The organism is Pseudomonas meliae, assembly GCF_001400515.1.
GTDB lineage: Bacteria > Pseudomonadota > Gammaproteobacteria > Pseudomonadales > Pseudomonadaceae > Aquipseudomonas > Aquipseudomonas amygdali.
In genome coordinates, this window is record NZ_LJQT01000299.1 from 1 (window position 1) to 2863 (window position 2863).

Annotated in this window: 2 protein-coding genes; both read left to right on the forward strand. The window is 55.9% G+C overall.

The features are described 5' to 3' along the window. The first annotated feature begins 393 nt into the window (after positions 1 to 393). A complete protein-coding gene (locus ALO64_RS13880; protein ID WP_002554078.1) occupies positions 394 to 798 on the forward strand; it encodes a TraR/DksA family transcriptional regulator in 405 nt (134 codons plus the stop codon). Between the two features lie 560 nt (positions 799 to 1358). Continuing rightward, on the forward strand, positions 1359 to 2582 hold the full coding sequence (locus tag ALO64_RS13885; protein WP_408002906.1) for a methyl-accepting chemotaxis protein: 1224 nt from the start codon (positions 1359 to 1361) through the stop codon (positions 2580 to 2582). The last annotated feature ends 281 nt before the right edge of the window (positions 2583 to 2863 follow it).

Consider the following 2863-nt stretch of genomic DNA (forward strand, 5'->3'; position numbering starts at 1 on the left):
CTTATGTTCAGGACATTATCAAAGGCCTGATCATTGTAGTGGCGGTGGTAATCGATCAATATCGCAACAAGCGCAAGACCAAGCGCTGATATTCAATAATCTGCATCAAAGGGCCTTTTCAGGCCCTTTTGTGCGTTGAATGTTGCAGGAACCGATTAGCTGTCAGCAGGTCAGAGCCTCATCAAGCAGCATGCTGGCCGGGTCTTTCGCCCGCATTTCAAGGGTTTTACGGCAATTGTTGTACAAAAATCCTTCAATTGTGTTGCCGAGCCCGCTAGCCGGCCTTAGACTGCCGCCCCTCGTAAATTGAGTGCCAGGTGGCGCTTGGAGATTATTGGTTTGCACGGCAACGTCAAGCCGCTCCTCAATGCACGTTTTTTTATAGAGAAATAAATGACAAAGGAAAAGTTGCTGGCCATGCCGGCCGATGACTACATGAACGCCGAGCAGCACGCTTTCTTCGTCGAGCTGTTGCAGGGCATGAAGGTCGAGATCCACGAGCGAATCGAGCAGAGCCGTATTGCGATCGAGAGCCTGGACACGCCTGCCGACCCTGCAGACGCCGCTTCGGTTGAAGAGGAGCGTCACTGGCTGGTCAATGTGATCGACCGCGACCAGCGCATGCTGCCCCAGTTGGAAATGGCCCTCTCGCGTATTGCCGACGATACCTTCGGCTGGTGCGATGACAGCGGTGAGCCAATCGGCCTGAAACGCCTGCTGATCAGCCCGACGACCAAATATTGCATCGAGGCGCAAGAGCGCCACGAGCAGATCGACAAGCACCAGCGCCAGGCCTGATACGCAGGCAGCAGCTGAGTGACCGAACCGGGAGGCAAGCGATTGCCTCCCGGTTTTGTTGTGCCCGGAATTTGTCCAAAACGTATTGCTCGCTACGACCAACGGGGCATGGCATAAGGCCGTTATCTAGCGTTTAATAAACGTAATAATGATAAATACCGACGGGGTGACGCAGCATGGCCGAGAACCTATCCATGGCAGCCGGATTACCACTGGCCGATGCTCGCGGCGCTGCGTCGAAGTGGTGGGTGCCAGCGGTGCAAAGTGTCGTGTTGTGCCTGCTCTTCGCCGCCATGAGCGTTATCGGTTTGTCTCTTTATATCGTCATTCCCGCAGCGCTGCTGGTCGCCTGGCTGCCGCTGTTGTTGCGCAGAAGGCAGCCTGGCTTGCAAGTCGAGGCAAGTGACAGTGATATCGCGCTGCTGACCCGCGACCTGTCGCGCACCACTAGCCACAACGCACTGTCGGCCGCTCAGGTGGCATTTTCTGTCGGGCAACTGGCGGGCAAGGTGCAGTCGCAGTTGGGTGCTGCCGGACAGATAGTCAACAGCGCTGAACAGATGATTGCGACCGAGCAGCAGACTGCCCAGTTGAGTCAACAGGCATTGGTTGCAGCCAGTGAGGCGCGCCAGCGCAGCGAATCGGGAAGCGGCGTTCTGAATGAGTCCATCGAGCGCATGCACCTCTTGAGCAAGCGTGCTGTCGGCAGTCGTGAGTTGATCGAGGCGTTGAGCCTGCGCAGTGAAGAAATCCAGCGTGTGACGCTGGTCATTCAATCTATCGCCAGCCAGACCAACCTGCTGGCGCNNCTCAATGCGGCCATCGAAGCTGCCCGGGCAGGTGAGCACGGGCGCGGTTTTGCGGTGGTCGCTGACGAAGTACGCGGGCTTGCGGGCCGTACTGCCAGTGCTACCGGGGAAGTCGGGCAGATGGTGGCCGATATCCAGCAACGCACCGCACAGGTGGTGGAGCAGATTCGCGAGCTGTCTTCTGATCTCGATGCGGGGGTCGAGCAGGTCGAGCTGACCGGACAGCATCTGGGCAATATCGCCCGGCTTGCGATTAAGGTGGAAAGCCAGGTCAGCGAAATTGCTCAAGGCGCGAGGAGCAACCAGGACCAGTTGGCCAGCCTGTTCGATGCTGTCGAGCACATGCGCAGTGATCTTGCCGTCAGCGATGAACAAACCCGGCAACTGGCCAAAGCCGCAGTACAGATGGAGGGGCAGGCAGAGACCATCAGCCAGCGGCTGGCTCAGGTCGGTCTGGATGACTATCACCAGCGTATCTACGACCTGGCCCGCGAAGGTGCGCGGCTGATCGCGGAAAAATTCGAGGCTGACATTGTGCAGGGGCGCGTCAGCCTGGATGACTTGTTTGATCGCAACTACAAACCCGTCCCCAATACCTCACCCACCCGCTTTACCACGCGTTTTGATCGCTACACCGATCAAGTATTGCCGGCATTGCAAGAACCGTTGCTTTCGCGCCATGAAGGTCTGGTATTCGCCATTGCCTGCACGCAGCAAGGGTATGTGCCGACGCACAACAACGCTTTTAGTCAGCCTTTGACCGGCGATGCGACGGTGGACAATGCGCGTAATCGAAGCAAGCGCAAGTTTGATGATCGTACCGGCATTCGCTGCGGCAGCCATCAACAGCCTGTTCTGCTGCAAACCTACACGCGGGACACCGGCGAACTGATGCACGACCTGTCTGTGCCTATTGTGGTCAACGGGCGACATTGGGGTGGTCTGCGCCTTGGGTACAAACCGCAAAGCCGCTGATTCTTTAAAACAGGCGGCTCAGGTTAGATCAAGTATTAAATAACCTGCCCGGTTGGTTTTTCTGTTTGGTGAAATTGCGGGTTCTGAAACCCGTTTGCACAAACGTGTAGGTGTTTGTTTATAAATAATAAATACCTGACGACAGAAGTTGTAGGAATACTCTGAATACACGCTGCATGACTTGACTGATCACCGTCTTTAAGCAAGCTGTTTAAATCAACGTTATTTACGTTTTGATTTAAGTGCGGCCTTTTCTTGGCCTGCCTCTAAGAGGGTGTAGA